The organism is Paenibacillus sabuli (assembly GCF_014705605.1).
GTDB classification, from domain to species: domain Bacteria; phylum Bacillota; class Bacilli; order Paenibacillales; family Paenibacillaceae; genus Paenibacillus_D; species Paenibacillus_D sabuli.
Genome location: NZ_JACXIZ010000013.1, coordinates 81,322 through 105,312 on the forward strand (window position 1 = coordinate 81,322; position 23,991 = coordinate 105,312).

Sequence of the window (23,991 nt, forward strand, 5' to 3'; positions counted from 1 at the left end):
TTCTCCCGGTGTAATTTGCTAAAAGCTTAGCAAATTACACCGGGAGAAAAATAGCGGGAATCCATTCCAATCTGCAAATGCGCACTTGTTTCCTGCGGAAACAATGTGCCCATTCACAACGCGTTTGCCGCCCACCTTCTCAGCATCATACACAACAACCTTGTCAATCAGTTCATTCAAAATCGGTTTTGTTAATTCCTTCATATCCGTGTACTCGCGTACCAGTTCCAAAAATCGAGTCGTGTTTTCCTGCTTGCTCTCAGCCTGGTTAAGCTGATCATCCAGCAGTTTGAGCCGCTCCTTCAATTGAGCTTGCTCTGCTGTAAAATCTCGCGACAACGCCGCATACTGCTCGTCTGTAATTCTCCCTAAAGCATTGTCCTCATACAGTTTCCGCTGAATGGTCTGCAACTCGCTTTCCCGGCTGTTTAACCGGAGGCGTTCTTTCACAGCGGCGCTCCATTGCTTTTTCTGCTGGTTCTGACTCACCGTAGCAAGCTTTTCGGCAAAGGCGCGTTCCTTCTCCCTGGCCGTCTGCGCATGTCGTCGGATGTCCGCCAATATAATCTCATAGATGTCCACATAGCTGATGTAATGGAAGCTGCAATACGCTTTGCCGCGTGTCCGCGACTGATTGCAGGCGAAGCTTCCGCGTCCGCCTTTACCGCCGCTGTTCTTGCTACTGCCGCCGCGAGCGAAGGACAAGCCTTGGCCGCAGGTCGAGCATTTTAGCAATCCCGCGAAGATTTGATGCTCGCCCTCTTTGGTCGGTCGCTTCCTCACCCGAATGACCTTCTGCGCCAAAGCAAAGGTTTCCTCGTCAATCAGCGGCTCATGCGTATTCTGAACCTCAATCCATTCCTCCTCGGGCACGGCGACCACCCGCTTTTTCTTGAAGGAGAGCTTGGTTGCCTTATGGCTCACCATGTGCCCCAGATGCGCCTTGTTCTGGAGAATGGCCTTGACGGTCGTTGCGCCCCAATCATATGGATGCCGGGTATTGACGACCTTCAGGTAACGCTGATGCTGCTCTGCCAAGTAAGCGCGAGGAGTGAGAACACAATCTGCCCGCAGCAGTCTACCGATTTTAAAGGGACTGTGACCCTCCACCGCCAAACGGAAAATACGTTGCACAACCGTGGCCGTATGTTCGTCGGGAACCAGCTTATGCTTGTTCTGCTCGTCCTTGCGATAGCCGTAGGGGGCAAAGGCTCCCGTGTAATCGCCATTTAACGCCCGCTGGCGATAACCGCTCTTGACCTTCCGGCTCGTATCGCGAACGAACCATTCATTGAACAGATTCCGCAGCTCCATGAAATCGTCTTCGCCTTTTGCGGTATCAATGTTCTCGCTGACGGCAATAAAGCGTACCTGATGCTCCGGGAAAAACACCTGAATGCACAAGCTCGTTTCGATCTGGTTGCGGCCCAAACGGCTCAAATCCTTCACCAGCACAATATTAATGCCGCCGTTTTCAATATCCCGCTTCATTCGCTGGAAGTCGGGGCGATCAAAATTGGTGCCGCTCCAGCCATCGTCCGTGTACACCTCAACTACTTCAAAGCCCTGCTCCTTCGCGTAACGCCGGAGCAAAATTCGTTGATTTTCAATGCTCATGCTTTCGCCACTCTGTTCATCGTCCCGGCTCAAACGGCAGTAAATCGCGGTTCGGGTTTGCTGTTGTTTCTTCATTCTCCGTCCTTTCCCAGCAACAAATCGGCTGATTTCAGTATACCGGATTTTGGAAGGTTGAGGTAGGGTGTCCCGCGTCTATGAGAAAAGGGAATCGCGAGGATTCCCTTCCGGATTCATCACCTTCTGAACGCTTCTTCCTCCCACGTTCGCAAAACAAGCCGTTCAATTTTATCACCGAGCGTTTCATTGCCGATAAAGTGACCTTGCACGATATACAAGCTTTTCCCCAACTGCATCTCGTGTATCGGATCGCGGTCGCGGTCTGCCTGAGCCGATGGCAAAGGAAGCTTCTCTTCGTTCATCCGCATCTCTCCCTTCCGTAAATCCCCCAAACACAGCTCACCTCGTGCGTTCAACGTGAGGCTTGATGGCGGGTGTCAGTTGGTGAGCATATTCCGGATAACGCAGCCGTATCGCTTCAAAAAAGTAGGGAGCAGCTTCGCAATCAAACAGCTCATACGGAGTTGAATATCGTTCCTCGCCCGCTTGGCTCCAGCCGTTCCAAAGATTGATGCCGCCATCGGAAAAGTCGAACAATACCTGAATATGGGCGCGGGTGTCCTTCGACAGTCCCAGCGTGTAAAACAAAGCGCGATGGTAGCTGTCGGTACAACGACGTTCGGCTAACATCCGGTAGTAAAAAGCTTCATGCCGGTCGTCACGAAAGACGGGAGACTTCATGTTCTCGCTCTCCTCTCCAAAATAAAACGGTTAGTCGGAGGGCTTCCTCAAACAAAGCCCTCTACTAACCGTTTCATTTTTGCGCCTAAATCGGACACCTCTGTGCCGATTACCTTAAAAAAAGCAGGGATCTCAGCCTTGCGTGAGCCGCGCTCCCGTTTTGACCGCTTGATACACATTCAACAGACGATCGAGTTCCCTGGATTTTTCAAGCACCGTCGGGCTTGGAAGACTGTCATGAAGGGCTTGCTCATTCAGTTCCCGGCGAACGCTTTCGATACGCGCCAGCAGTTCTTCGACTCCTTTCACCATGATGTCCCCCTTCGCCGACCACATCGTTCTGGCTCGCCCCGGCATGAGTAAAGGCGTGTATAGAAAATTCTAGTGTATAACACACTGAAAGTAAATAGCGGATTATCCACTGAACTATACTCATCCTGAGGTGAGTGCTTGTGGTCTACGAACGAATACGAAACATGCGTGAAGATAAGGATTTATCACAGGAGCAGCTATGCGCACATCTGAATTGCAAACAGCGGACGTACAGTGATTACGAACGAGGAAAGCTCGATATTCCGACAGCGCTTTTAATCGCATTAGCCGACTTCCATCAAACCAGTGTCGATTATTTACTTGGCCGCACCGATCAAAAAACGCCTTACCCGCCCCGCGCGAAAAAACGATCTTGACTCCGGCAGCCCTTCCTATTGTTCTCGGCAAGTGTTCTTTGGACAATTTAGGCGCTGTCCTAAATTGCAGCAAGCACTGAATTTGGTCTCCCAAATTCGCTTGTTGAGGGCTGCGCCCCCAAGCCCCCGGCGATGTACGATGTGACGTTATCGAATCTTACCGTATGGTTGGTATAGGGATGGTTTTGAATAGAGTCAGACAGCGATGAATAAATGAAGCGATGAGTCGCGGCTAGTGAGAGGGGGATTAGGGGCCTCACCCCTAACAAGCGAATTTCGCGGCCAGCCAAATTCAGTGCTTGCTGCGGCTTCGCTGCGGCTTCGGACAGCGTCCTGAGTTACTTTCAAGGCATCTGCCGGGAAAAAGAAGGACAGTCCATACCTGCGGCTCTTCTGCCTGCACCGGAGCATCGCAAAGGCGGGTAAGAACAAAAAAGCATTACGGTTTCGATCATGAGAAAGCGGAAGATCGTGGCCTTCTGTTTCCGTCCATGCTCATTTAGTTGTAGACGAGTTCACTCAAAACCAATTCCTCCGCGGAGCCCTTTCTTTCATTCTTCAGAAACGTCTTTCAACATGCCATACTTTCCGATTCGGATTGGTGCGGGCAGTGTCAGATTAGGTAGCAGGTAATTTCCAATTATTCTGTACATCAGTTCCATATACTATTGCACAGCCTATATCATAGTGCGAAAGGATTCCCTCTTGTAATGCTGCGGAAAAGCGGGGATTAGCCGATTCGCGGCTTCTTTAATTGCCGATTTCGTTCCCGCGGGGATATTCCTACGCTGGAACAGCCTTCACTGCCCAGTCGTCGAACTTCATGATATGAACTGCAACGTTGCGTTCCGAGAAAAGCTACAGCATCATAATTTTGTTAGTCAATCGCGCCCCTTCTAACTATAGGAGCCACAGTTGAAGCTTCTTGTTTCTGTTAAATCCCCGTACTCAAAACATGTCCCTCAACGAAAGTTTATCTGTTCATAATCAACTTCTTGCAGTAAATCGTCAATATCGCGCAGCCAGTTCTTGTCTCTTCCACGCAAGAAGACGACGAATTGCCTCTCCCACTCCATGGAGTAATCATTCTTAAGTTCCAAAATATTTGGCAAATTCACTCCCGTACGCAGCCCTTCATAAAATACAACTTTCGCCAAAATAGCCAACTCCATATCACCGAATACTTGAAAGAGAGCTCCGTACTCTTCTCCGTACAAGCATCCTGATTCCAAGAGATCGAGGTAGTCACGGAAAGAATGAAAATGTTCCAAGATAATACCAACTTTTTCTTCCTTTCGTTCGCAACTCATAATTTTATTTAGAAGCAACCTTAATTGAACATCGCTCATCGTATCTTCTTCGTTAAAGGAAATGACAATGGTTTTTACAGTCTCTTCCCTGTCCGTAACAATTATGCTTCGCAGACTGTTGTGCCTAGCTGCGTTGGTCACTCTTTGAACGAGGTTCTCCTTGGATCCATCTATATACGTCTTAAGTTGCAATCCAATTCCAAAATCTTTTTGAATCCTCTCAACTGCATGAAAGACAGCAGAGCGAATCCCTGATTTAGTGAGGCTAATAAATTGCTGGGCCAACCGCTGGTACTGTCCTTCGGAAATCCTGATATGTTTTGCCTCTCCACCAGCCAAAATGGAAAAAACCGCTTGGTTCAGGAGCAATTCAAAAATATTAAACAATTCGATTCGGTAGTCAAAACGACACACCCTTCCATAATGGGTTAGCACACCCAAAATCGCTTGCCGATCAAACATAGAGCAAAAAGCATTTTCCAGTTTCAATCGCTCCATATACTGTTTAATATAGAACACACCTTGCAGTTTCATATCATCTATGGCCAAGGGATAATCAATACTAGCCATTGTATTATGGGCTTCGAAAATAATTTCGTATTTCCGGAGAAACACAGGCAGGGATTCATCAATGGTTGTGTTATAGGCATCGACTGGTACCTCCAGCTTGTTGCTACTGATTTCCTTATATAATTTTTTCGTCTCCTCAAAGCATTGACTAACTGTCTCTACACCTTTTTCATAAATTTTGCGGACGTCAATCGTTTTCAGGATTAGAATTGCCTTCTCAGGCTGTTCCAAACTGAATAAATAGGCGTCCGTGGCATATATAATTGAAGACATAATGCTTTCCGCAGTTTCCGTGGCGACAGAAGTGCTTTCCCATTGCGTATAGCGCTGGATTAATGCCTGTAGTATCTGCATGAAATCATTCTGAATACGGATCAATTCTTCGCCTTTCAGCAGTCCTGCCCGCTGGCCCTCATTCATCAAGGAAATTACATAATTATTGCGGTTCAGCCGGGACTTATCCATGCTGCTCCGAGCAACCAATTCGCGCCCTTCATTCATATTTTGAGATTCCATTGATCATCTTCTCCTTCATCCAAGGACTCGTTTTGGGTTAATTCACTCCGAAAATTCTCCACGTATTCCTCCAACCTACTCTTTAGCAGTTCCAAAGCTCCCTCACAGTCCTCTTCGAACAGTTCCTTCATTTTGTGCAGAAGTTGCCTATCGCTAACCCTGTCCTCAGTCTCATTTTTAAAATAATGGAAAATCTCGTACAGTTCATTCAATGTGTCTGCATAGCTTTCTTGCTCAATAAAAGAAGAGGAGGAAAATAACTCAATGATCCCTTTCGTAACCTCAATATTCAATTCCACCCGTCCGTAACTGTTCAAAACCTGTGTTCTTGCAGCCATCATCAATTCAATATCCTGCGGGGTCAACACAAGACCAAAATCCTTAGTCTTTTCGTTTAGTTCCAGCAGCTCGGCTCTGTATCGTTCCTCCGTGGATAAATTCAAAGAATGAAAAATGCGGGGCAAATACATGTAGTTCTCACCTTCTCCTTATTTTACAAACCAAGCTCAAAATCACTTAGCAAGAGGAATTTAAATCCATTGAACCACCCAAAAAAAACATTGACTTTTATCGTAATTTGTGATATAATAATTAAATAAATTTTACAAGGATATTTTATACTAAGCTTCCATCCATGTCAATCGGATCGGATATTTCGTTGTGCCTTTTATGCCACTTGTTTTTTTAAATCTGGCAACCAGCAGAGGTTCAGGGCATTCCTGCAAGGTCAAATTGGCATAATGCGATGTAATATGAAAGGCCACCTCCGTTTGTTTTCGAAGGTGGCCTTTCATGCCGATTTATTGCTGATTCCCATGTTTTCAAATCTACCTCGTAAAAAACAAACCACCGGATTGTTGCTCACATACGTATACAAATTCTGACTCAGCGGATTGTTCAATTCCCCCTCAGGAGTTGGCTACGTTCATCCCCGCGCTGATGGAGCAGAACCGTCAACTCACCGAGCAGGTGAACACCCTGAACGCGCGTATTCAGGAATTAGAACGCCGATGACAAAAATAGCACATATCTGCAAAAAACCACAACGCGAGGGTTAGTCGCATGAATACTCCGGAGCAAATTGAGCCATCGTTCCGGTGAGAGAGAGCCACGTCTCCGGCGTTTTTGAGCCACCTGTCCGGAGGGTGAGCCAGTTAAAGAAATCCCCTTCCGTCCCCGAAGGGGATACGCAGGGAGCCCGCCCCCTGCGCCGTGCGGCAGCTCCAGCAGTATCTGCTGGAGGATTAAAAATGTGAAGATGTGGGGCGTCGCAAGTCAAGGCTAAAATGAACGCTTCGCGGCCTTGACTTGCTCACTTTGGGCATGGCTCCCATCACCGGAGACTTGGCTCATTTTCTCCGGAGACCTGGCTCACACATTACCGGATATTTCACCGAAATATTCAGTCGCATTGTGGTAAACAAGAAATTATTTATTATTCAAGAAATCAAGTGCCGTTTTATTTTTGGGAGCAGTAAGTAAGATTTGCTTGGCATACTCGTTTGCTTCATCTTTCGTTACTAACTGGTCCGGAAGCAAAGAGTAAAACAAGATTAGCTCCTTAAGAGTAACATCCTCTGGTTCAAGCTCTATTGCTCTTTTAGCATGATAAAACCCTTTTGCATATGCACCGCTAATAAAACAAAGAGGATTACTCATAAGAGTCGATGCGATGCTATGCAAAGCACCAGTTTCATGTTTTTCAATCAAGTGACATAAAAAGTTGTAAACTGAGACGCTCTCCGAATCATATGCGATTTCTAGTAGGATTCCCTCCAGTTCAAACATACTAGTGCCTGTAACGAGTTGGCTCGCTTGTTCGAAATCACCTTGTAGAATATGTTTCTGTAATTGTGATTTTATCATTTTGCTACCCATCCATCCGAAATTTTTATAGTACCGTTTGGTAACCTTGTATAAGTTACAACTACAGTTTCATCCCCGACACGTAAAGTTTTCATAAATACACTCTTATACGCCCCCTCGCCCCCCTGCACCATAGTCCTCGACATTACTGTAGAAACTTGACTCCAGTCGCTAGGGTCACTAACTACTCTTCCCCACAAGTGATGTTCTTGGAGTATGTTGTTTCTACCAGCCGGAAACGTCCAACAATTGACGGTCTTGCCTGTCCGAGAATTGACGAATATAATGTCCATAAACTCGGAAAAGGAAAAGGATGCCTCTTTTTTGTGAACTGTTGCGAGCAGCACACAAGAGACATCCCCAAAAATCTAACCTGTGATCATTCTATCAGATTATGCACTTGTTGAAAAGGAGCCCGGATTGGGCGTTTTTTGTTAGGAGTACGGAAATTATCCCTTGTCCCTGTTGTTCCGGGAAGCTCCGTGTCATAGGGAGCCGTAAGGCGTCGGCGAGCTTAGATGGCTCCCTAACTGTCCGTCGCTGTTGCTTCCCCAGCTCCATACACTGCCGTCCGATTTCAGAGCGAGCACATGGCTGTCGCCGCTGCTGATGGCTACGACGTCGTTCAAATAACTCGGACCGGATATTTTCTATTCGTGGTACCGCCGTCGCCCAACTGGCCCAGGTCGTTTCTGCCCCAGCTCCATACGCTGCCGTCTTCTTTTAATGCAACCGTAAAATCATAACCCGCACTGACCGTTTGCACTTGCGAAAAAGTCGTGGTTGAATTGGCAAATGTCTCGACGGCTGTCCATTGTCCGGTCAGCGTTCCGTCTCCAAGCTGCCCGTACTGGTTGGACCCCCAGCTCCACACCGATCCATCCGTCTTGACCGCGACGCTGTGTGTGACACCAGCAGAAATGCTTTCAACATTTATCAAATCATCGTAACCATACTCAAGCACCGGCCTCGGATAATACTCGACATGTTCCCCTGGATCGCCAACGCCTAATTCTCCGTTCATGTTCATTCCCCAGCCCCAGACTGTCCCATCTGCAAGCAGCGCCAATGTATGTACTCCGCTTATCGAGATATCTTGAACATGGTCATATAATGCGATTGTTACCGGATCGGATTGCACGGCAGTGGTGCTACCGCCTGGCCCAGCGCCAAGTATGCCAAAAAAGTTACTTCCCCAGCCCTGTACAGTACCATCTGCAAGCAAAGCAAACGTATTTACATAGCCGGCCTCCACTTTCACATATGGACTTCCGGTCTGTTTATCCAACGGCACGGTGCTCTCAACAGGGGAAGCGTAGCCGAGCTGCATGGATGTGTTCTTTCCCCACAAGCTCATTTGTTGCGGATTTCGCAACGCTCCGCTATGCGAAGCTCCTGCAAAAATCTGCATAACAGGCTGGCCCGGCATTGAAGCAGTGCTTAATGTGGCTGACGTCAAAGTGCTCTTCGCTTCGACTGTCTCCAGAGCCGTACCGGACGACGGCGGAGCGGGCAATAACCACAACGGGTCGCTTTTTAAAGTTTTATTCAATTGGGTGCTGAATTCCATTCCATAATCGGAACGCAATTTGCTGCCAGAGAGAGATTGCACGGCATCAACTGGGATAAACAACACGTAGCCTGTCCCTTTTTCCAATTGTTGCGTCGGTGAAAGGATCAGCTCGTTTTTGACTATCGTTACTTCCACAGGGACTTGATTATTCAGGTCTTCTTGCGAAAGAAGCGAAATGAAAGGTGCATAATTTCCTAATTTAATCGAAGAGTCAAACGTAATGATGATGTCGGTATCTCGAGGAACACTCGTCTCTCTCGGACTTGGATACGAAGCGATCAAGCGCGGTCCTTTTACTGATGAAGCCCAGCCTTGCGACGTTACAGCATGGTCGCGTGCATAGGCAGGAAACGTGCCTGTTACCAATAGTAACCCCATTAAAAACAACCCAATTTTTCTCCAATGCATGCCATTACCCCTTATCTTCTTTAGTTTTACAAATTGGAGAGTTGTCCTCCCTAAGCCCGCCCCAATTCAAGAAGTGTTTCATTCCACCTTCTATTGATTTATTTTCCATATTTAAATGAACGGCGTATGAACACAAGATTACTTTTTATTACTCGCATACTGCGTGCGCGTTCCCGCCTGTTCTCACTACAAAAAGAACCTTCAAGTCCGCGCAATGCAAACTTGAAGGTTCTTTTGTAACACTAGCTCGCTGCCATCCGTTATCCCCGCATCAGCCGAGCCGGGGCCGCAGCACCGCTCTTTATAAACAGCTCTATCTATTCTCGGAACGAAATGGACTCGGCCTTTAAAGACGGACTCGCCGTATCGCCTTGAGCCACGACAGGCCTCAGATTGGTCCAGACCGCGAGCCCGCCGGCCAGCAGCAACAGGCCCGTGGTGACAAAAATCCAGCCGATGCTAAGGAAATAGCCAAGCGCGCCGCCGATCAGCGGTCCGATCATCGCGCCGAGCTGATTGGCGCTCGTCGTCAGGCCGAAGGAGCGCCCCCGGAAGGCCTCGTCCGTGTGCTGCACGACCAAGGTGTTAATATTCGGCACGATGCCGGCCATGAACAAGCCGAATACGAACTGCACCACCGTAAACAGCCAGAGCTCCTGCACGAAAAACTGCAGGCTGACGGTCGCGCCCGCCGCCGCGAAGCAGGCCGCCAGAATCGGCATGTATCCGCGCCGCGCCCCGATCCGCCCCCAGGTCGGGGAGGCGATGATGCCGGCGACGCCGATCAGCGCGAAGACGAAGCCGGAGGAGAGCACCGCGCCCTTCACGTCGCCTTGCAGGTGGGCGATGTGCAGCGTCAGCAGCGGCTGGATCATGTTGATCGCCAGCTGGAATAGGAGCAGAAGCAGAAGCAGACGCGTCAGCGCGCCGCTCTGCAGCACGACGCGCACATCCTCGATGATGCGGCTGCGCTTGGCGGGCGAGCGCTGTACCCCTTCCTTGACCCACCCGATGACGGCGAGCGTCGCGATCAAGATGCAGGCCGCCGCAATGATGAACGAGAGTCGCTGACCGAAGGCATTGGCCAGCAGCCCCCCGAACAGCGGTCCCATGATGCCGCCGGTCATCGTGCCGGCCTGCATCATGCCGAGGCTCCAACCGATCTGCTCCTTCGGCGCGATGGAGGCGACGATCGCCATCGACGCCGGCACGAAGCCGCCGACCAGACCGTGCAGCATGCGCACCCCGATCAGCTCCCACGGATTGTGCACAAAGGCAATCAGGCCGTAGATGATCGCCAGGCTAAGACCGGCGCGAATGACCATCTTGCGCTTGCCGTACTTATCGGCCAGCGAGCCCCAGAGCGGCGCCATCAGCGCGCCGACCAAAAAAGCGGAGGCATGCACCGCGCCCGCCCACAGGTTGACCGCATCGTCTCCGACCCCCAGCTCCAGCAAAAAAAGCGGCAAGAAAGGCACCGCCATCGTATAGCTCGCGCTGCACAGCAGCACGCCGGCCCATAAGATCCACATCGTTCGTTTCCACTGCTCCAAATGTTCTCACATCCATTGGATTGAATTTGGCGTTGCACGGTCAGATGACATAGCAAGGCGAAACCGCTACTGTCGTCCTCTGGCGGCGACGGATGCATGCTCCCGTCTTCTCTCGTCGCCTTGCGACCGCCGCTACCCGTAACGCTGGCGCCGCAGCCTGCAACCGTATTCAATCCAGTGGAAATCTCGCGAATTCCGTTTCTTCGGCCAGTATAAATCGCCTGAGCCCGATTCCCCGTCATCCTTGGCCATTGCTCCACATCTCCCTTCCTTTATCCTCTAGTATAGCACGAACTTCAAACCCGTTCAGGAGTGGGGTATACTAGAATGCAAATGAAGCGGATAGCAGGAGGCACGATAGAATGGACATCATTGGAAATGAATTTCGTACCGCGGTCAAGCGGGAGACAGGCAAATCATGGGCAGAATGGACCGCCCTCCTCGATGCCGATTGCGCCCCGGACGGCGGATACGACGAAGCAGCGGCCTATCTGGCCGAAGTCCACGGCCTGGATGACAGGTGGGTCACGATCCTCGCCGGCACCAACGAGCATCGCCAAGGACGCAAGCCGGTCGGGCTGACCGCCGCGGTCGGCTACCAGATCGGCGTCCGGCGCACGGTGCGCCGCCCCAAGCTCGAGGTGTGGGACACGCTCGTCTCCCCCTCCGGCCTGCGCCTCTGGCTCGGCGAGATGAGCGAGCTGCAGCTGCAGGCCGGCGCTCGCTTCGTGACCAAGGAAGGCAACGTCGGCACCCTGCGCATCGTCAAGCCCCCGGACAAGCTCCGCATGGCTTGGCAGATGCCCGGCTGGGACAAGCCCTCGACGCTGCAACTGCAGCTGCTTGCCTCCGGCGAAGCACGCACGACGGTCAGCTACCATCAGGAGAAACTGACGGATCTCTACATGCGCGAGACGATGCGACGCCGCTGGGAGACCGCCCTGGACGAGCTGCAGGCCCTGTGCGACTAATTTTCGCCAAGCATACCTGCACGGCCAGTTCGTCAGGCACAGAGGCCAGTTCCTCCAGGCGCATCAGCGCCTTCAGTCCGCCATACGGCTGCACGTGGACTGGACGCGCGCCGCTCTGCCCGCTCGAACCTGCGCAGCGGCTGAGCTGGTGCAACCTTCCATGTCGGGCGCGCGTCCATAAGCGTGTAAGCCACAATCCAACAGGGAGGGGTTCTACACTATGAAACGATGGGCAAGCCTGGTGCTCGCCGCGGCGATTGTGCTCACACCCGCGAGCGCCGGACAGCGGGTGGATGCGGCGATCGGCCAACAGGCTGACGTCCGAATCGTGCTGCGCGGCGACACGCTCGCCACCGACACACCGGTCAGACTCGAAGGGGGGACCGCGCTCGTCCCGCTGCGCCAAATCGCGGAGGCGCTCGGCGCTCGGGTGGAATGGCAAGGCCGCGAAGACCACGGCAGCGTCCGCATCCGCGCCGGCGCGCGCGAGGCGCTACTGACGATCGGCACTCGCACAATGACGGCCAACGGACTGGAGCTGGCCTTGCCGACGGCGCCGCGGCTGGAGGGCGACACGACGCTCGTGCCGCTGCGCGCGATCTCCGAAGCGCTCGGCGCCGTCGTCGCATGGGACGGCCGGACTCGCGCCGTCTACATCGACGATCCGGCCGAGCTGCCTGTGATCGGCTCGCACGACAGACTCCAGGAGCTGCTCGCCGCAGCCGGCGGCGAGCGTCCGGAACTGGCCCAGAGCGCCGACGAAGCGACGGCCGCGCCTGCTGCAGAGAGCGAGAGCGCGTCAGGCCTGGCCGCCGGAGCCGACCGTCACGCCGAGACCAATGTACAGGTCGAAGGCGTCGACGAAGCCGACACGGCCAAAACCGACGGCCGTTACATCTACCAGATCAGCGGGCAACGCGTGCTGATCAGCGACATCTCCGATCCGCAAACGCCAAGCCTGGCTGCGGCCATCGACTATCCTGTGGAGGACGCGTTCCAGCCGCTGGAGCTGTACGTGCGCGAGGGCCAGCTCGTAGTCATCGGCCAGAGCAGCCTGCCGATGGCGTGGCCGCAGCAGCGTCCGGATGACGCCGAGGATACGGCGGTCCCCGCCCCTTCCGCCGCGGCGCCGGTCGACGAGCCGGAGCGCGCTGCGACGGATGCGCGCATCGGCATCCTGCCGATGCCGATGCACAGCGCCGTGCGGGCCATGCATTACACGCTCGACGCTCAGGGCGAACCCGCGCTCGCGCGAACGGTCGAGCTCGAGGGCGGCTACGTCTCTTCGCGCATGATCGGCAGCGCGCTCTACCTCGTCGCCAGCAAGTATGATTACGCCTACCCGCTGCTGCGCGGCGGCGCGGACAACCCGGAGACGGGACGGGTTGCCTACGCCGACAGCGCGGCGGACGAGGCGCAGCATGCGCTCGGACTCGATGCGATCCGCTATTTTCCCGAACCGACGGGCGGCGGCATGCTGACGATCGGCGCGCTCGACCTCGATCGTCCGCAGCAGCAGATGGAGGTATCCGCCTATCTCGGCGCCGGTCAGACCATCTATGCCTCGTCCCGCCATCTGTATGTCGCGATCCCCGGCTACGACGGTCAGGACGGAAGCTATACCCGCGTGCACAAGTTCCGGCTCGATCAGGGACGCGTCGTGTACATCGGCGAAGGACGCGTGAAGGGCACGCCGCTCAATCAGTTCGCCATGGATGAGCACCAGGGCTACTTCCGCATCGCGACCACCTCCGGCACCGGTTGGGGCGGCGAGGATGCGGCCAACAATCTGTACGTGCTCGACGAGCGGCTCCAGACGATCGGCGCGCTCGAGGGGCTGGCCCCCGGCGAACGCATCTATTCCGTCCGCTTCATGGGCGGGCGCGCCTACATGGTCACCTTCCGCAACGTCGATCCGCTGTTCGCAATCGATCTGCGCGACCCGGCACAGCCGGCGGTGCTCGGCCAGCTCAAGATTCCGGGCTACAGCGACTACCTGCATCCGTACGACGAGCACCATCTCATCGGCTTCGGCAAGGAGACCGTGACGGTGCCGGTCAAGGGCGCCGGTCCGGACGACGTCGTCGCCTATGCCCAAGGGCTGAAGCTGGCGCTGTTCGACGTGACCGACGTCAACGCGCCGAAGGAGAAATTCAAGACCGTGATCGGCGACCGCGGCACCGATTCGGAGCTGCTCCGCAATCACAAGGCGCTGCTCTTCGACAAGGCGCGCGGCCTGCTGGCCTTCCCCGTGCAAGTGATGGAGACGCCCGAGGGGCGCGAAGCGCAAGAAGGCATGCCCGCTTACGGCGAGTTCGCTTATCAAGGCGCTTATGTATACGCGATCGACGAGAAGGCGGGCTTCCGGCTGCGGGGCCGCATCACCCATCTGGACGAGGACGAGCTGAAGCAGAGCGCCACATACGGCGCCGATTACCGCGCCTATGTCCAGCGCATCCTGTATGCCGGCGACACCCTCTACACCCTCTCGGAGCGGATGCTGCGCGGGTCCGCAATCGATACGCTGGAGACACAGGGCGAGCTGCTGTATCCCGGCTCCGAGCAGGCGGGCGGCGGTCAGCCTGCTCGGCCAAGCCTCCCGGTGCCGCTGGCGGTGCCAGAGGCATCCTGAGCCGAGCGTCACCGCATCCCCGAGCCTTGCACTGTCAGAGCGGCGAAGACATACGCCGCTCTGTTTTTTTTCGCCCCCATCCGGCCGCGCGGTTCCCCATGGTCCGCTCTCGCACCGTCTCCTCCCCTGCTTCCTTTCCTTGTTCCCTTTCCCGGCCGTATAGTTCCCTGCCAAATGAAGGATACTAGGCGATATCAAAAACAATGCCAATGAAAGGAAGCCGCCTTTATGGTCACTTCTCCTTCAGACTCCGAGCGCCTGGCACCGGACTGGCCGACTGTGCGCACCCAACTGGAGCAGCTTTTTGCCGGATGCGACGATATCGAAATGACCACGTTCCGGTTCGCGCCGGACGGTCCGGAAGAAGCCCTGCTGCTCTCCTGCCCGCCGCTGACGCAAGGTCTGGATCACAATCTGATGCGCACTGCCATCGACAGCCTGCTGCCCCAAGCGGAGGCCCGCGCGCCCGGCGAGCGGCGCCCGGCGCTCATCGCTTTTTTTGACGCCCGCGGACCGGCGCAGCGACAATACGACCTGCTGGAGACGCTCCCGGCCATCGCCGATGCCGTACTGGCCGGGCGTACGGTGCTGCTGCTCCAAGGATGGCCCAGGGCGGCGGGCTTCGAATCGCGCCACATCGCGCATCGGCAGATCGAGGAGCCCGCGACGGAAGCAATTATCAATGGTCCCCGCGAAGGCATGGTCGAGGATCTCGATCAGAATATCGCCCTTCTGCGGGCCCGATTGAAGACGCCTCGCTTCAAGCTCGAATTCCATACGGTCGGCGAGCTGACCAAGGCACGCACGCTGATCGGATACGTAGCCGGCAGCGTCGACGAGCCGGCGCTGGCCGAGCTGAAGCGGCGGCTGAAGCGGGCGGACAAGATCGAGTTGCTCGATACGACCGCGCTCCGTGAGCTGATCGAGGACAACCTGTATTCACCGTTTCCCCAATACCGGGTCACCGAGCGGCCGGACGTGGCGGTCAGCGCCGTAATGGAGGGCAAGATCATCGTCATGGCCGAGGGGACCGGGACGATTCTGATTTGTCCGACTTTGTTTACCGATCTGTTCCAATCGGCGGAGGATTACTACCAGCGCACCGTCATTGCCACGCTCGTCCGTTTTTTGCGAATCGGTGCATTTTTCATCGCTTTGACGCTGCCCGCGCTGTATATTGCGCTCTCCGATTTCCATCCGGAGCTGATTCCGACCAATCTGCTGCTGACGGTGTTGGACTCGCGGGAGGGCATTCCCTTTCCGGCCTTGCTGGAGGCGCTGATGATGCAATTTTTTTTCGAGCTGCTGCGCGAGGCGGGCATCCGCCTGCCGCGGCCGATCGGGGCAGCGGTCAGCATCGTCGGCGCGCTGATCATCGGAGAGGCTTCGATTCGCGCCGGCGTCGCCTCGCCGATCATGACCGTCGTCATTGCTCTGACCGGCATCGCCTCCTTCTCGATCCCGCAGTATGAGCTGGCGACGGCGCTGCGCATACTCGTATTCCCGATGATGCTCCTGGCGTATGCGCTCGGCGGCTACGGTCTGATGATCGGCTACATCTTCATGTTCCTTCATCTGACGACGCTGCGCGTCCTCGGACGGCCCTACCTGTCTCCGCTCGCCCCGCTGCATCCGCGCCTGCTGCTCGACGTGCTGCTGCGCGCGCCGCTGCGCCTGCGCCTGCGCGCTGCGCGACGTCAGCGCGGCGGAGTCCGGCCATGAAGGGCCGGGCCGCGCTCCTGCTCATCCTGCTCCTGTCCGCTACAGGCGGGCTGACGAGCTGCGGCGGTATGGAGCTCAACGAGCGCGCCTTCGTGCTCGGTATCGCCCTGGATCTCGACGAACACCAGCAGTACCGGGTGACGACACAGCTCTACAGCTCAGGCCAAGAGCGCTCCGACAACCCCGCTACCGGCAACGTGATCAATATTGTCTCGCACGGGGCTTCGATCGGTGAGGGCGTGCGCGACATCACCCTGCATCTTGGCCGCAAGGCGCAGTGGGGGCACACGCAGATGCTGCTCATCGGGGAGCAGCTGGCCCGCTCGCCCCGCTTTCGCGAGGCGCTTGATTTCTTTTATCGGGACGACGAGCCCCGGCTGACGCTCCGGCTCACCGTCGTCAAGGGCGAGGCCGGCCCCTATCTGGAGCACCATGCTTATATTGAAAAATCGGTCAGCCGCCAAGCTCGCAATATCCAGCATATCTCTAAAAAATTTTCCGGGAAGACGACCGAACGCAATATGCTGCAGCTGGCCCTCGACCTGCACAGCGAGTCCGGGATCGCCGTGCTTCCCTACGCCGACGACACCGGCAACCGGGAGACCCGGATTTATTACAAGGGAGGAGCGATTATGCGCAATGGCCGCATGGTCGCGCGATTGAATGCGAAGCAGATGCCCTACTATCTCATGCTGAAGGGCGACTACAGTTCGGGCTTTCTGGGTATGCCTTGTTCAGACGGGGGCAGCTCCGAGTCGCTGGAGATCCTGGCCCTGCAGCGCCGCGTGAAGCTGCACCCCCAAGGCGAGGAGCTGCAGGTGCAATACAGCCTGCAAATAAGCGCCATTGCACGTGAACTGAGCTGCACGGCGCTGCGGACGGAGCAGGACGCCGAGCGCTACACCGCCCGAATCGACCGCTACCTCGAGGAGCAACTGGACCGGTTCTCCCGCGGCTTCATGGAGCAGGGCCTGGACGTCCTCGCGCTCGGCGATGCCGTGCATCGCCGCTACCCGCGGGTATGGACGAGCTGGAAGCCGGACTGGGACAAGCGACTGCCGCGCATACGGCCCCGCATTGACGTGCAGGTCCACGTTGTCAATCTTGGTTTGGAAGGCGGCACTGCCGTTTTTGGCGAGGACACCCATTAAGGAGGCGAAGCCGTTGTTGCCGCATATTGTCGAGATCGCCCTGCCGCTCGGATGGCTGATCGGCTCGGCCCGCTCCACGCTGCGCTCCGCCCCCGCCTCGACGCGCCTGCTGTATGCGTTGCTGCTTGCAGCCGCCGCTTTTTTCGGGCTCGATTATATCGTGTCGGGCAACTGGGCGAATCTCAATGATGTCATGGAGTGGTCGCTGGGCTGGGCGGCTCGCGACGTGACCCGCTTGTTGCAATCCGCCGCGGACCAATAGGGAGGATACCCCATGCCAAACGATCGAATCGGACCGACACAGGCCGCCGTGCTGCTGCTAGCCTTTACCCTCGGTTCTTCCGTCATGTTTATCCCGAGCCCTGCGCTTGCGGCGGCGGGTACCCTTACCTGGCTGTCCGTGCTGGTATCGGGCAGCGTCGGACTGGGTCTGCTCGGCTGCGTGCTTTATTTGCATCGCCGGCATCGCGGCCGCTCCCTCGTCGCTTACTACCGCGAGGTGTTCGGCCGCTGGCTCGCCGCCCCGCTGCTGCTGTGGCTCATGCTGGTGCTGGTGCTGATGATTGCGAATATCGTGGTCGGCATGGGCAACTTTTTCACGAGCACGATGATGGTCGATACGCCTCTTTTTTATCTTCACGCACCGGTGCTGCTCGCAGCCGCTTGTACGGCACGCGCGGGTATCGAGGTCGCCGCTCGGCTGTTTATGCTTTTTCTCAATGTGATCGTGCTGATGATCATCGTCATCCTCGCTGTCAATCTTCCCAACTACCAGCCACAGCTGCTGCTCCCGCAGTACGCGCCGAGCACTCTGCCGGTGCTGCACGGGGCCTATGTATTGTACGGCTTTCCTTACTCTGAAGTGTTCGTGTTCGGACTGCTGCTCGAGCATGTGCGGCTGCGGCAGCGGGTGGCGGTCGGGCGGGCTCTGGTCGGGGCGCTGCTGAGCAACATCGTCCTGTTCGCGGGAATTGTCCTTTGCGCCGGCATGACCTTCGGCCCGCTCAGCGGGCAGCGCAGCTACGTGCTGTATGAGCTCGCACGCATGATCGAGCTGACCGGCACCGTGGAGCGCATCGAATCGATCGCAGGCATCGTGCTCATCGCAGGCTCGTACATCAAGGCGACGATCGCCTTCATCGCCCTGCACCGCTGCATGGCCCGTTTTTTTCAGCTCAAGCAATCGCGCGCGCTCATCCTGCCGCTGTCGCTCGCGATCTTGTTCATCTCGCTCACCATGTTCAAGTCGGGGACCAAGGCGCAGGAATACTGGACCAGTCTCTGGCCGATGATTACGAGCACCTGCGTCCTCCCGCTGCTCGCGGCCGCCGTGCTGAGCGCATTCCGCCGGCCGCCCGCGCGCTCCGGCTGAAGACGCCCCGCATCGGCGGCGCTAGCCGGAATTCATGCTATGGAACGTTGAAAAGAGGGAGCGCAAGCGCTCCCTCTCCAAAAAAATTTGCCGAAATTGGCTTGATTGATTCGTACGACGCTTGGTGCGAATGCCTAGCGTCTTTTGCCGCGCATGCTGCGACGATCCGTCGAGACCATGACATCCTTGACGCTGCACGTGTAATAATGCTGCGGCACCGGCACGCAGTGGTGCTGGTTGATCACCTCGATCGGATGAATAATCGGCTGGGCCTGCGGGTGATAGATGTTGTTGTATACTTGCGTCGGCGCCGTCGTGATCGGGCTCGCCTGCGGGCAGGGCGACTGGTTGCAAGGCGATTGGTAGCTCATCGTGTCCTCACCTTTCGTTTCGGATTTGATTTACGTTACCACTATATGCCCGGCATGACAGGATGACCTGTACATCTGCCCCCGCCCCTGTGCGAAACGGGCGGTCGTCCAGACGGCAGGGTCTCCCTCCTCGCGTCGCAGCGCCTAGCTCCGCCTCACAGGCGGCCTCTGTTGTCGAAGGACTGGACCGGTCCTTTCCATGCGTGCTCGTCGAATTCCTGCTCCTTGAAGCCGCCGCCGGTGTATTCCTGAATCACGTTGCGCCAGAACAGCTGGGCGTTGCGATTCTCGCGTTCCTCCCGCACCTCCCAGACTCCCGGGTAGGTGTCGAACAGCTCCTTGACGATCACCTTGCCCAGATGCCGCCTCCGCCAGCGACGCATAATAAAAAATTCGGCCAGATGCCGTGTAGTGTCGTCCCGAGGCACACTCAGCGCGAGATTGTTGAGAAAAGCGAAGCCTGCGACCGCTTCGTCGATCTTGATCAGGATCGCCTGCCGCCCCTCCGCCTCGCGACCGTGCCTGGTCCAATAGTGATCCAGATCGCTGTAGTCGAACAGACCGTGCCGGTCGGGATCGGCGCCCTTGAATTCGCTCATATCGTACTGGTAGAGCTGGATCAAATTACGAAACACCAGCTTGTCCTCCGGGCCTGCGTCGATCAGCCGAATCTGATACCCGTTGTGATGAATGGAAATCATAATGATCCTTCCTCTCCGTGTACGTATCTTGTCCGCATACGCTCGTCGGATCTACTATTCAGTATACCCGAGGCGAAGTCGCGTTGCCAATTCTTGAAGTCGTGACGGCAAAACGGGCAGCCGGGCGTTTTTGCGAGCGCAAGAGCGGGTAATAATGGAAGAATCCGTAAGGACGGAGGTGAATCACAGATGGAACAGCGAAAATTCGGCAAAACCGATATGCATGTGTCCGTACTGGGATTCGGCGGTACCGAAATCGGGATGAACAACAAGACGCACAGCGGGGAAGATACGAGCAAGCTGCTAAACAACGGGCTTGACCTCGGCTTGAATGTGATCGATACCGCCTCGGACAACAGTCAAATCGAAGCCACAATCGGGGAGAGCCTCTCCCACCGCCGCAGGCACTTCTACCTGTTCGGCAAATACGGGGAAGGACGGGCGGTCGACCTGCCCTATCCGGACTGGGATCCGCGCAACATCCGCATGGGCGTGGAACGGAGTCTGCGCCGGCTGCGTACAGCCTATCTCGACCTGGCGATACTGGACAACTGCACGAGGGAGGTGCTCGCGCAGGGCGAACTGATCGAGGCGATGAAGCGGCTGAAGGAGGAAGGGCTCACCCGCTATATCGGCTATAGCGGCGACAGCACGGATGCCCTGTACGCCATCGAGACCGGCGAATTCGACGCGCTGGAGACGTCGATCAATCTCGCCGATCAGGAAGCCGTATCGCTCACGCTCGCGCCGGCGGAGGAGCGCGGGATGGGCATCATCGTCAAGCGTCCGGTCGCCAACCTCGTCTGGACCCGGAGCAGCGAGGCCACGCGTGCCCCCGAGACGTACGAGCGGCGGCTGGAACAGCTGGCCTACCCGTTCCTGGACGATCCGCCGCAGCGGCTCACCGAGATCGCGCTGCGCTTCTCGCTGTCGCTGCCGCAGATCGACACGGCGCTGCTGCGGATCGGGAGCACCCAGCAGCTGCTCGATCACGTCGGCTACGCCGCGCGCGGCCCGCTCGACGACGAGCTGATGGGTCTCATTCGCCGCAGATGGCGCGAGATCGCCGAGCCCGCCTGGGGCGGGCTCTCCTGACGCGCGGGCTGATCGCAGGTCCGATAAGGCCCTGCCGGAGCTCGGGAAAGACAGCGTGCCACAATTGCATCCGCGCCAAAACGTGCGCCGCCGGTCGTACCGGCGGCGCACGTTGCCCTTCCCTATTCGCGACACAAGCCTCCCCAGCCGCTACGAGCAGCGCGGGAGGCTTGTCTGAGCAAAGAAAAGAACGCTCGCCGTTCAGGCCTGCGTCGCAGCGAGCGCCTCCTCGGCAAGACTGCGCATCTGCGTCAGCCGCTCCCATGCGTCCCCTTGGCCCAGGTACGTCAACGCGTAGGAGCCGGAAAAGCCGGCCTCGACACAAAGCGCGATGCAGCGCTTGAAATCGGCTTCGTCGAGCGCCCCGGCGCTGTCCGTCTCCGCCTTGGCATGTACCGTCTCGGCGTAAGGGAGCACCTCCGCCAACTGCTTGTACTTGTCGGTCCGAAAATTGCCGAAATCCGCAGTAAAGCCAACTCGCCCCTTGCACTGCTCCAGCAGCTGCTGACAATTCGCCGACGTCGAGAGCAGCTCGCCGAGGTTCTCCGTCACGACCAGCACGCCATAGCGCTCGCTGTAGGCGGCCAGCTCGCTCAGCCCGTCCGCCGCCCGGCTCAGGGCTGCGGCATCGTCAGGCGCGCTGTCGCCGCCCGGCACGCGCACCCGGGTAAAGCCGGCCTTGGATGCGGCGTCGATCCACTCCTTGTACCACTTCAGGTCCGCCTGCCGCCGCACCTCGTCGTCCGAGGACAGATCTCCGTAGTCCAGCAGCAGCGAGCTCAGCTCCACGTTCGACACCTTGGCGGCGCCGCGCAGGTCGAGCATCGCATCGTCCGACATATCCTTGATCTGGGCATAGGTCAGCTCCAATCCGCGATAGCCGGATTGGCCCAGCCTGGCGCACAGCTCGGTCAGCGTCATCGCCTCCGGCTGCTCCTCCTCGTGCATCACCCGGTCTGCGACGACGTCGCTCCATTCCATCATGCGCAGCGCACCGAGCTCCTTCTCCAGCGACCAGCTGTTAACGGCAACATTCATGCGTAACTCCTCCTTGCTTAGAACGAACTACCCCCTATTACACGTCTGGCCGAGCCCTGAACCAGACACCGCCTGGGACAAGACAGACTCGCCATGACAGGCTCGGAAGGGAGCAGGCGCCTACGTCTCCCTGGCCAAGCCCGCGCACGCGGGCACGCATCAGACGAGCCGATTGGGCGGCGTCTCGCCGCGCAGCGCGTCCAGCAGATTGCGCACGCTGAGCAGTTGCATCGCCAGCCGGGTCTCGTGCGTCGCCGAGCCGATATGCGGCACGCAGACGACGTTGTCCAGCTGCAGCAGCGGACTGTCCGCCGGGAGCGGCTCCTGCTCGAACACATCGAGTCCCGCAGCGAGGATACGCCGCTCGCGCAGCGCTTCGATCAATGCGGCCTCGTCGACGGTGCGGCCGCGCGAAGCATTGAGGAAGATGCCGGTCGGCTTCATGCACGCCAGCTCGGCGGCGCCGATCATCCGCTCGGTCTGCGGCGTGAGCGGCGTCAGCATGCAGACGTAATCCGACTGCTCCAGCAGCGCCTCGAGCGAGAGCCATTGCGCCTCGTAGCGCTGCTCGGCGGTCTCGTTGCGCGAGCGATTGTGGTAGACGATCCGCATGTCGAAGCCGAGCCGCGCCCGCTTCGCGACGGCCTGGCCGATCTCGCCCATGCCGATGATGCCGAGCGTGCGGTGATGCACGTCCACGCCGAACCATTCCTCGTCGATGCTCGTCGTCCACTGGCCGGCCCGCATCGCCCGGTCCAGCTCGGAGACGCGCCGCCCCGCAGCGAGCATCAGCGCCATGACGCAATCGGCGACCGTGTCATTGAGCACGCCGGGCGTATTGGTCGCCGTGACGCCGCGCCGCTGCAGCGCTTCCAGATCCAGATTCTCATAGCCCGCCGAAAAATTGGCGACCGCCCGCAGCTGCGGCGACCGCTCCAGCAGCGCCTCGTCGATGCGCAGGCCCGATCCGAGCAGCCCCTGCGCCTCCCCCAGCGCCTCATACAGTGCGGAGCCGTCCGCCTCGCGCGGCTGCGGCCGATAGACGACCTCGCAGGCCTCGGCCAGACGCTCCAGCACCTCGTCATACACCTTTCGGTAAACGACCACCTTCGGTTTCATCGCGTTCCTCCCCGTTTCCGTAGCTGCAATCGCAACCTGCCGGCGCGATCCGCAACATGCTTGTACGATCTGTATTTTATACGTAAACGGTTGCAGAATCAATCTCCCCTCCGGTCCGTCCCGCGATCAGAGCAGCTTGACCCTGTCCTTGAAGCGATTCAGATGACGGCCGTTCGCTTCGTCGCCGCCGGAAGCATTTCCACTCGTCCAGATCGGCGGCTCTACGCCTGGACCTCTGTCAAGAGAGTAGACACAAATTTATCAATGCACAGTGTTAAAGTCGTACTGTCGTTCAAATTGGCTGGGAGTAGCGTAGCCGATTGATGAATGAATGCGCTCATTATTGTAAAACACTTCGATGTACTCGAAGATGCTTTTCTCGGCTTGCGCACGCGTCTCGTACTTGTTCAAATATATCAGTTCTTTCTTGATGAGGCTGTGAAAGGATTCAATGCACGCATTGTCGTAGCCGTTGCCTTTACGGCTCATGCTACCGATCATGGAATAGACCTTGAGCTGCTTCTGGTACTCGTGTGAGGCATACTGGCTGCCGCGGTCGGAATGATGTAAGACCTCTCCCGCGGGGCGCTGGCGGCCGTGAGCCTGCTTCAGCGCCTGCAACACCAATTCTTTCGTCATACGTTCACTCGTGTGCCAGCCAAAGAAGTGCATCGCCTTTTTTAAGATTTCATTCTCTTCTTGCAGTTCGCGGACTTGCTTTTGCATTTCCCTGAGTCGATGGTCTTTAGACTTAAACGCTTGTGCGGCAACGACTTCCGGCTCATCGCCAAACTTTTTCATCCAGCCGTACAACGTGTTATCCTTGATCTTGAGCTCGCGGGCGACCTCCGATTCTTCTTTGTTTCATCAGTTTATTCTGTGTCTACTACTTAGTCTAGCACCATCCGGCTTGTTTTTCATAAGGCTTCAACCCACGGATTTCGCCGTGAGTTGCCTA

At 56.7% G+C, this 23,991-nt stretch carries 23 protein-coding genes and 2 pseudogenes; 8 read left to right on the top strand and 17 right to left on the bottom strand.

The window, feature by feature from the left end; translation table 11 throughout:
* Positions 1-18 precede the first annotated feature (18 nt).
* From IDH44_RS07185 to IDH44_RS07200, 4 genes are all read right to left on the bottom strand, one after another.
* Positions 19-1,692 (bottom strand): recombinase family protein, encoded by a 1,674-nt coding sequence (locus IDH44_RS07185; protein ID WP_190916121.1) that lies wholly within the window; start codon positions 1,690-1,692, stop codon positions 19-21.
* A gap of 119 nt (positions 1,693-1,811) precedes the next feature.
* The gene (locus IDH44_RS07190; RefSeq protein WP_190916123.1) at positions 1,812-1,997 is read right to left on the bottom strand and encodes a hypothetical protein; all 186 of its coding nucleotides are present in this window, start codon (positions 1,995-1,997) and stop codon (positions 1,812-1,814) included.
* Between the two features lie 37 nt (positions 1,998-2,034).
* The gene (locus tag IDH44_RS07195) at positions 2,035-2,376 is read right to left on the bottom strand and encodes a DUF6075 family protein (protein WP_190916125.1); all 342 of its coding nucleotides are present in this window, start codon (positions 2,374-2,376) and stop codon (positions 2,035-2,037) included.
* A 132-nt stretch (positions 2,377-2,508) separates the two neighbouring features.
* Positions 2,509-2,688 carry an aspartyl-phosphate phosphatase Spo0E family protein gene (locus tag IDH44_RS07200; RefSeq protein WP_190916126.1) on the bottom strand — a complete coding sequence of 60 codons (180 nt, stop codon included), beginning with the start codon at positions 2,686-2,688 and terminating at the stop codon, positions 2,509-2,511.
* 164 nt (positions 2,689-2,852) lie between these two features.
* Between IDH44_RS07200 and IDH44_RS07205 the strand changes: the two genes are divergently transcribed.
* A complete protein-coding gene (locus IDH44_RS07205) occupies positions 2,853-3,065 on the top strand; it encodes a helix-turn-helix domain-containing protein (protein WP_127588942.1) in 213 nt (70 codons plus the stop codon).
* Positions 3,066-4,027: 962 nt separating this feature from the next.
* Here the strand turns inward: IDH44_RS07205 and IDH44_RS07210 are convergent.
* The 7 genes from IDH44_RS07210 to IDH44_RS07240 all read right to left on the bottom strand — a co-directional run bounded on the left by IDH44_RS07210 (position 4,028) and on the right by IDH44_RS07240 (position 10,840).
* Positions 4,028-5,461: a DUF6179 domain-containing protein gene (locus tag IDH44_RS07210; RefSeq protein WP_190916128.1), complete on the bottom strand. Its 1,434-nt coding sequence runs from the start codon at positions 5,459-5,461 to the stop codon at positions 4,028-4,030.
* Positions 5,443-5,931: a DUF6323 family protein gene (locus IDH44_RS07215; RefSeq protein ID WP_190916130.1), complete on the bottom strand. Its 489-nt coding sequence runs from the start codon at positions 5,929-5,931 to the stop codon at positions 5,443-5,445. The genes IDH44_RS07210 and IDH44_RS07215 overlap by 19 nt, the downstream gene beginning before the upstream one ends.
* Before the next feature lie 958 nt (positions 5,932-6,889).
* Positions 6,890-7,327 carry a hypothetical protein gene (locus tag IDH44_RS07220; RefSeq protein WP_190916132.1) on the bottom strand — a complete coding sequence of 146 codons (438 nt, stop codon included), beginning with the start codon at positions 7,325-7,327 and terminating at the stop codon, positions 6,890-6,892.
* On the bottom strand, positions 7,324-7,620 hold the full coding sequence (locus IDH44_RS27345) for a polymorphic toxin type 35 domain-containing protein (RefSeq protein WP_223869465.1): 297 nt from the start codon (positions 7,618-7,620) through the stop codon (positions 7,324-7,326). The genes IDH44_RS07220 and IDH44_RS27345 overlap by 4 nt, the downstream gene beginning before the upstream one ends.
* A 192-nt stretch (positions 7,621-7,812) precedes the next feature.
* Entirely contained in the window at positions 7,813-7,956 is a 144-nt protein-coding gene (locus tag IDH44_RS27350) for an RCC1-like domain-containing protein (RefSeq protein ID WP_190916136.1), read from the bottom strand.
* Positions 7,953-9,308, bottom strand: coding sequence for an RCC1 domain-containing protein (locus IDH44_RS07235; protein WP_190916138.1), 1,356 nt, complete (start codon positions 9,306-9,308; stop codon positions 7,953-7,955). Before IDH44_RS07235 ends, IDH44_RS27350 begins: the two co-directional genes overlap by 4 nt.
* A 317-nt stretch (positions 9,309-9,625) precedes the next feature.
* Positions 9,626-10,840: an MFS transporter gene (locus IDH44_RS07240; RefSeq protein WP_190916140.1), complete on the bottom strand. Its 1,215-nt coding sequence runs from the start codon at positions 10,838-10,840 to the stop codon at positions 9,626-9,628.
* 383 nt (positions 10,841-11,223) lie between these two features.
* On the opposite strand from IDH44_RS07240, the gene IDH44_RS07245 reads away from it, so the two are divergent.
* The 6 genes from IDH44_RS07245 to IDH44_RS07270 all read left to right on the top strand — a co-directional run bounded on the left by IDH44_RS07245 (position 11,224) and on the right by IDH44_RS07270 (position 18,709).
* Positions 11,224-11,832, top strand: a complete 609-nt coding sequence (locus tag IDH44_RS07245; protein ID WP_190916142.1) for an SRPBCC domain-containing protein — start codon at positions 11,224-11,226, stop codon at positions 11,830-11,832.
* A gap of 220 nt (positions 11,833-12,052) precedes the next feature.
* Positions 12,053-14,464 carry a beta-propeller domain-containing protein gene (locus IDH44_RS07250; protein WP_190916143.1) on the top strand — a complete coding sequence of 804 codons (2,412 nt, stop codon included), beginning with the start codon at positions 12,053-12,055 and terminating at the stop codon, positions 14,462-14,464.
* A 228-nt stretch (positions 14,465-14,692) separates the two neighbouring features.
* Positions 14,693-16,186 carry a spore germination protein gene (locus IDH44_RS07255; RefSeq protein WP_190916145.1) on the top strand — a complete coding sequence of 498 codons (1,494 nt, stop codon included), beginning with the start codon at positions 14,693-14,695 and terminating at the stop codon, positions 16,184-16,186.
* Complete coding sequence (locus IDH44_RS07260; protein WP_190916147.1) at positions 16,183-17,337, top strand: Ger(x)C family spore germination protein; 1,155 nt, start codon at positions 16,183-16,185, stop codon at positions 17,335-17,337. Before IDH44_RS07255 ends, IDH44_RS07260 begins: the two co-directional genes overlap by 4 nt.
* A gap of 13 nt (positions 17,338-17,350) precedes the next feature.
* A complete protein-coding gene (locus tag IDH44_RS07265) occupies positions 17,351-17,599 on the top strand; it encodes a hypothetical protein (RefSeq protein ID WP_190916148.1) in 249 nt (82 codons plus the stop codon).
* 12 nt (positions 17,600-17,611) lie between these two features.
* The gene (locus tag IDH44_RS07270) at positions 17,612-18,709 is read left to right on the top strand and encodes a GerAB/ArcD/ProY family transporter (RefSeq protein WP_190916150.1); all 1,098 of its coding nucleotides are present in this window, start codon (positions 17,612-17,614) and stop codon (positions 18,707-18,709) included.
* Positions 18,710-18,843: 134 nt separating this feature from the next.
* Here IDH44_RS07270 and IDH44_RS07275 read toward each other — a convergent pair whose 3' ends face one another.
* Together IDH44_RS07275 and IDH44_RS07280 are read right to left on the bottom strand one after the other, a co-directional pair.
* Complete coding sequence (locus IDH44_RS07275; RefSeq protein ID WP_190916152.1) at positions 18,844-19,080, bottom strand: hypothetical protein; 237 nt, start codon at positions 19,078-19,080, stop codon at positions 18,844-18,846.
* A 155-nt stretch (positions 19,081-19,235) separates the two neighbouring features.
* Positions 19,236-19,781 carry a GNAT family N-acetyltransferase gene (locus IDH44_RS07280; protein ID WP_190916154.1) on the bottom strand — a complete coding sequence of 182 codons (546 nt, stop codon included), beginning with the start codon at positions 19,779-19,781 and terminating at the stop codon, positions 19,236-19,238.
* Between the two features lie 189 nt (positions 19,782-19,970).
* Between IDH44_RS07280 and IDH44_RS07285 the strand changes: the two genes are divergently transcribed.
* Positions 19,971-20,876 carry an aldo/keto reductase gene (locus IDH44_RS07285; RefSeq protein ID WP_190916155.1) on the top strand — a complete coding sequence of 302 codons (906 nt, stop codon included), beginning with the start codon at positions 19,971-19,973 and terminating at the stop codon, positions 20,874-20,876.
* A 201-nt stretch (positions 20,877-21,077) separates the two neighbouring features.
* Here IDH44_RS07285 and IDH44_RS07290 read toward each other — a convergent pair whose 3' ends face one another.
* From IDH44_RS07290 to IDH44_RS26430, 4 genes and pseudogenes are all read right to left on the bottom strand, one after another.
* Positions 21,078-21,914 (bottom strand): sugar phosphate isomerase/epimerase family protein, encoded by an 837-nt coding sequence (locus IDH44_RS07290; protein WP_190916157.1) that lies wholly within the window; start codon positions 21,912-21,914, stop codon positions 21,078-21,080.
* Positions 21,915-22,073: 159 nt separating this feature from the next.
* Positions 22,074-23,033: a 2-hydroxyacid dehydrogenase gene (locus tag IDH44_RS07295; RefSeq protein ID WP_190916158.1), complete on the bottom strand. Its 960-nt coding sequence runs from the start codon at positions 23,031-23,033 to the stop codon at positions 22,074-22,076.
* 261 nt (positions 23,034-23,294) lie between these two features.
* A pseudogene (locus tag IDH44_RS07300) lies at positions 23,295-23,693 on the bottom strand (IS3 family transposase); the annotation flags it as partial.
* Positions 23,694-23,735: 42 nt separating this feature from the next.
* Positions 23,736-23,873: pseudogene (locus tag IDH44_RS26430) on the bottom strand (hypothetical protein); the annotation flags it as partial.
* Positions 23,874-23,991: the final 118 nt, after the last annotated feature.